This is a genomic window from Albidovulum sp. (assembly GCF_049646345.1).
Classification (GTDB): Bacteria; Pseudomonadota; Alphaproteobacteria; order Rhodobacterales; family Rhodobacteraceae; genus Albidovulum.
Genome location: NZ_JBARVQ010000155.1, coordinates 1 through 4,116, shown reverse-complemented (window position 1 = coordinate 4,116; position 4,116 = coordinate 1). Strand labels below are relative to the sequence as shown.

4 protein-coding genes are annotated in these 4,116 nt (G+C 63.5%); all 4 read left to right on the top strand.

The annotated features are described in order from the left end of the window. A partial coding sequence (locus WBB85_RS03895; RefSeq protein ID WP_432637311.1) for an ABC transporter permease occupies positions 1 to 773 on the top strand: 773 nt, incomplete at its 5' end. Positions 774 to 781: 8 nt separating this feature from the next. Beyond that, complete coding sequence (locus tag WBB85_RS03890; protein ID WP_432637310.1) at positions 782 to 2,113, top strand: NAD(P)/FAD-dependent oxidoreductase; 1,332 nt, start codon at positions 782 to 784, stop codon at positions 2,111 to 2,113. Between the two features lie 65 nt (positions 2,114 to 2,178). Then, positions 2,179 to 3,339, top strand: coding sequence for a M20 aminoacylase family protein (locus WBB85_RS03885; protein ID WP_432637309.1), 1,161 nt, complete (start codon positions 2,179 to 2,181; stop codon positions 3,337 to 3,339). Beyond that, positions 3,336 to 4,079 (top strand): glutamine amidotransferase, encoded by a 744-nt coding sequence (locus WBB85_RS03880; RefSeq protein WP_432637308.1) that lies wholly within the window; start codon positions 3,336 to 3,338, stop codon positions 4,077 to 4,079. The genes WBB85_RS03885 and WBB85_RS03880 overlap by 4 nt, the downstream gene beginning before the upstream one ends. The last annotated feature ends 37 nt before the right edge of the window (positions 4,080 to 4,116 follow it).

Sequence of the window (4,116 nt, the reverse complement as noted above, 5' to 3'; positions counted from 1 at the left end):
GCTTCACCTTCCTCTATCTGCCGATGATCATCCTCATCATCTTCTCGTTCAACGAGTCGAAGCTGGTGACGGTCTGGGCCGGGTTCTCGACCAAATGGTACGGCGAGCTGTTGCAGAACGACGCCTTCCTGAACGCGGCCTGGGTCACGCTGAAGGTTGCCGTCCTGTCCTCAACTCTGGCGACGATCCTCGGTACGCTCGCGGCCTATGTGATGGTGCGTGCGGGGCGGTTCCGGGGGCGGACGCTGTTTTCCGGGATGATCTATGCGCCTCTGGTGATGCCAGAGGTGATCACCGGTCTCGCGATGCTGCTTCTCTTCATCGCCATCGGGCTTGACCGCGGTGTCACCACCATCGTGCTGGCACATACGACCTTTACGATGTGCTATGTTTCGGTCGTCGTCTCTTCTCGCCTCGTGACCTTCGATCAGTCGCTGGAAGAGGCGGCGCTGGACCTTGGCTGCACGCCCTTCGATGCGTTCAAGTCGGTGACCCTGCCGATCATCGCGCCTGCGGTGATCTCGGGCTGGCTTCTGGCCTTCACCTTGTCGCTCGACGACCTCGTCATTGCGTCCTTTGCGGCGGGGCCGTCCTCGACAACATTGCCGATGAAAATCTTCTCATCAGTGCGCCTTGGTGTCAGCCCGGAAATCAATGCGCTCTCGACGATCATGATCTCCATCGTGACAGTGGGCGTGATCACCGCCTCGCTGATCTCCAAGCGGTCGATTGCCAAGCAGCGCGCGGATGAACAGGCGGCGGTGCGGACCTGAGGCAAGCCATGCGCCGTATCTATGAGGATCACGGCTATGGTGATGGCCCGGTGGCGGAATGCTACTGGGACACCACCATTGCCCGTCCTCTGCGGGGTCCCGCACTGAAGGGTGAGGTGCGGGCTGAGGTGGCCGTCATCGGCGGCGGCTATACCGGGCTGAACGCCGCACTGCATCTGGCGCGCGATGCCGGGGCCGATGTCGCGGTGCTGGAGGCCAATGGCATCGGCTGGGGCGCCTCGGGCCGCAATGGCGGTTTTGCCTGTATCGGCGGGACCAAGGCCAGCGATACCTCGCTTCTGCGCCGGTTCGGGCCAGAGGGCATGGCCGACTGGCACCGGGCGCAGGCCGCCTCGGCCGAACATGTCTCGGACTTCCTTGCGCGTCATTCTGTCGATGCCGACGCCCATTCGCGCGGCGGTGAGGCGGTGATGGCGCACCGGTCGAAGGATTTCGTGGGCTTGCGCGCGGAGGCGCGGGAGCGTGAGCGCGACTACGGCGTCAAGGTCGATGTCATCGGGCCGGGGGAGCTGGCGGGTGAAGGACTGGTGGGGGCGGGCTTTCACGGCGCGATCCGCTTTCCCCTGGGCTTCGCGCTCAACCCGCTGAAATACGTGCTCGGCCTTGCCCAAGTGGTGCAGGAGGCGGGCGCGCGGATCTACGAGAATTCTCCCGTCATCGGTGTCGTGCGCGCGGATGGCGAATACCGGCTGACTACGCCCGAGGGCACGCTGATCGCAAATAAGCTGATCATCGCCACCAATGGTTATTCGAGCGAGGATGTGCCGGACTGGATGGCCGGACGCTACCTGCCGGCGCAATCGGCGGTGTTGGTGACGCGGGAATTGACCGAAGCTGAGATTGCCGCGCAGGGCTGGTCGAGCGATCTGATGGCCTATGATACGCGCCACCTGCTGCACTATTTCCGCCTGATGCCCAATCGCCGGTTCCTGTTCGGTCTGCGCGGTGGCACCAGCGCAAGCCCTGCAGCGCAGGCGGCGATGAAGGCGCGGGCGCGTGCCGATTTTGAGGCAATGTTCCCCGCCTGGGCCAATGTGGAAACCCCGCATTTCTGGTCGGGCTTTGTCTGCCTGTCGCGCGACCTGACACCCTATGCCGGACCCATTGGCGACTGGCCCGATGCCTGGGCGGGGTTCGCCTATCACGGCAATGGCGTGGCGCTCGGCTCCTATGCCGGCAAGCTATTGGCCGGATTGGCGACAGGGCAGGTCGGGGCGCCCGCCCTGATGGCCGCCTCGCCCGCGCGGTTCCCCTTCGGTCGTCTGCGCCGGGCGCTTTTGCCGCTTGCCTATAGTTGGTACGGCCTGATCGACCGCTGACCGCCCTTGCGGCCCGGGACGATTTCGCCGACGATCCCGCCGCACTCAACCCGAAGGTCAGAACCATGCCGATCAAGAACCGCTTCGCCGAGCTGTTGCCGGAAATCACCGAATGGCGCCGCGACTTTCATGAAAACCCTGAGATTTTGTTCGATACCCACCGGACTGCGGGCAAGGTCGCGGGGCTCTTGCGCGATTTCGGCTGTGATGAGGTGGTCGAGGGGATCGGCCGCACCGGCGTTGTCGGCGTGATCAGGGGCAAGGCGGATACAAAGGGCAAGGTTGTGGGCCTGCGCGCCGATATGGACGCGCTGCCGATCATTGAGGCGACGGGGCTGCCCTATGCCTCAAAAACGCCCGGAAAGATGCATGCCTGCGGCCATGACGGCCACACAGCGATGCTGCTGGGCGCTGCCAAATACCTCTCCGAGACCCGCAATTTTGACGGCACCGTCATCGTCATCTTCCAGCCTGCCGAAGAGGGCGGCGGCGGCGGGCGCGAAATGTGCGAAGACGGAATGATGGAGCGGTTTCACATTCAGGAGGTCTACGGCATGCATAACTGGCCGGGCCAGCCGGTCGGCAGTTTCGCAATCCGATCCGGATCGTTCTTTGCCGCCACTGACCAGTTCGAGATCGACATCGAAGGCCGGGGCGGCCATGCCGCCAAACCGCATGAAACCATCGACACGACCGTGGTCGCCAGCCAGATCGTCATCGCGCTGCAAACCATCGCCAGCCGCAATGTCGATCCGGTCAGTCAGGTCGTCGTGTCAGTGACAAGCTTTGAGACCGAGTCCAAGGCCTTCAACGTCATCCCGCAGAAAGTGAAGCTGAAAGGGACGGTGCGGACGCTCGACCGCGATGTGCGCAAGCTGGCGCAGGCCCGCGTGATCAAGATCGCCGAGGCGACGGCGGATGCCTATGGCGCCAGGGCGGATGTCAACTATATGCTCGGCTACCCGGTGATGGTGAATTCCGAGGCCGAGACCGAATTCGCCGCCAGCGCCGCGAAAAAGGTCGCAGGCGATTGCGGCAAGGCCCCCCTGATCATGGGCGGCGAAGATTTCGCCTATATGCTGGAGGAACGCCCGGGTGCCTATATCCTTGTCGGCAACGGCGATACGGCAATGGTCCATCACCCCGAATACAACTTCAATGACGAAGCGATCCCAGCGGGCTGTTCCTGGTGGGCCGCCATCGTCGAGGAGCGGATGCCGGCGTGACCAAGCCGTTTTTGATCCTGCAGCTCCGCCCTGAGGCAGAGGCGGCCGATGATGAATTCGCGGCCTTCCTGCGGAAAGGCGGGCTGGCATCGGACGCGGTGCACCGCATCCGGCTGGATCAGGAGGATATACCCGCCGGTCTGGACCTCTCGGCCTATTCCGGTGTCATTGTCGGTGGCGGTCCGGGCTGTGTCAGCGATGCACCCGAAGACAAGTCGCCGGTCGAGAAACGGATCGAGGATGCGGTCCTTGGTCTTATGCCCGAAATCACCGGGCGCGACGTGCCTTTCCTTGGCTGCTGCTACGGGATCGGGGTTCTGGGGCACCATCTTGGCGGGCAGGTGAACAAGGTCAGATACGGCGAACCGGTGGGTGCAACCTTATGCGAGGTAACACCGGACGGGGCAGGGGATCCGCTTCTGGCCGGATTGCCCGCGCGGTTTCAGGCTTTCGTCGGTCACAAGGAAGCGCTTCAGGCCCTGCCGGATGGGGTCGTGCACCTGCTGGCATCGGACCCGTGCCCCTATCAGATGATCCGCTATGGCCGGAACGTTTATGCCACCCAGTTCCACCCGGAAGCAGACAGCGACGGGTTCGAACTGCGCATCCGCATGTACCGCGAAAAGGGCTATTTCCCGCCCGAGGATGCCGACCGGCTGATCGGGCTCTGCCGCGCCAGCGATGTGCATATGCCAGAACGCATCCTGCGGAACTTCGTGGCACGCTATGGGCAAAGTTGAAGCGAGCGCCACGTCACGCAACCGGTGAGCGATTCTC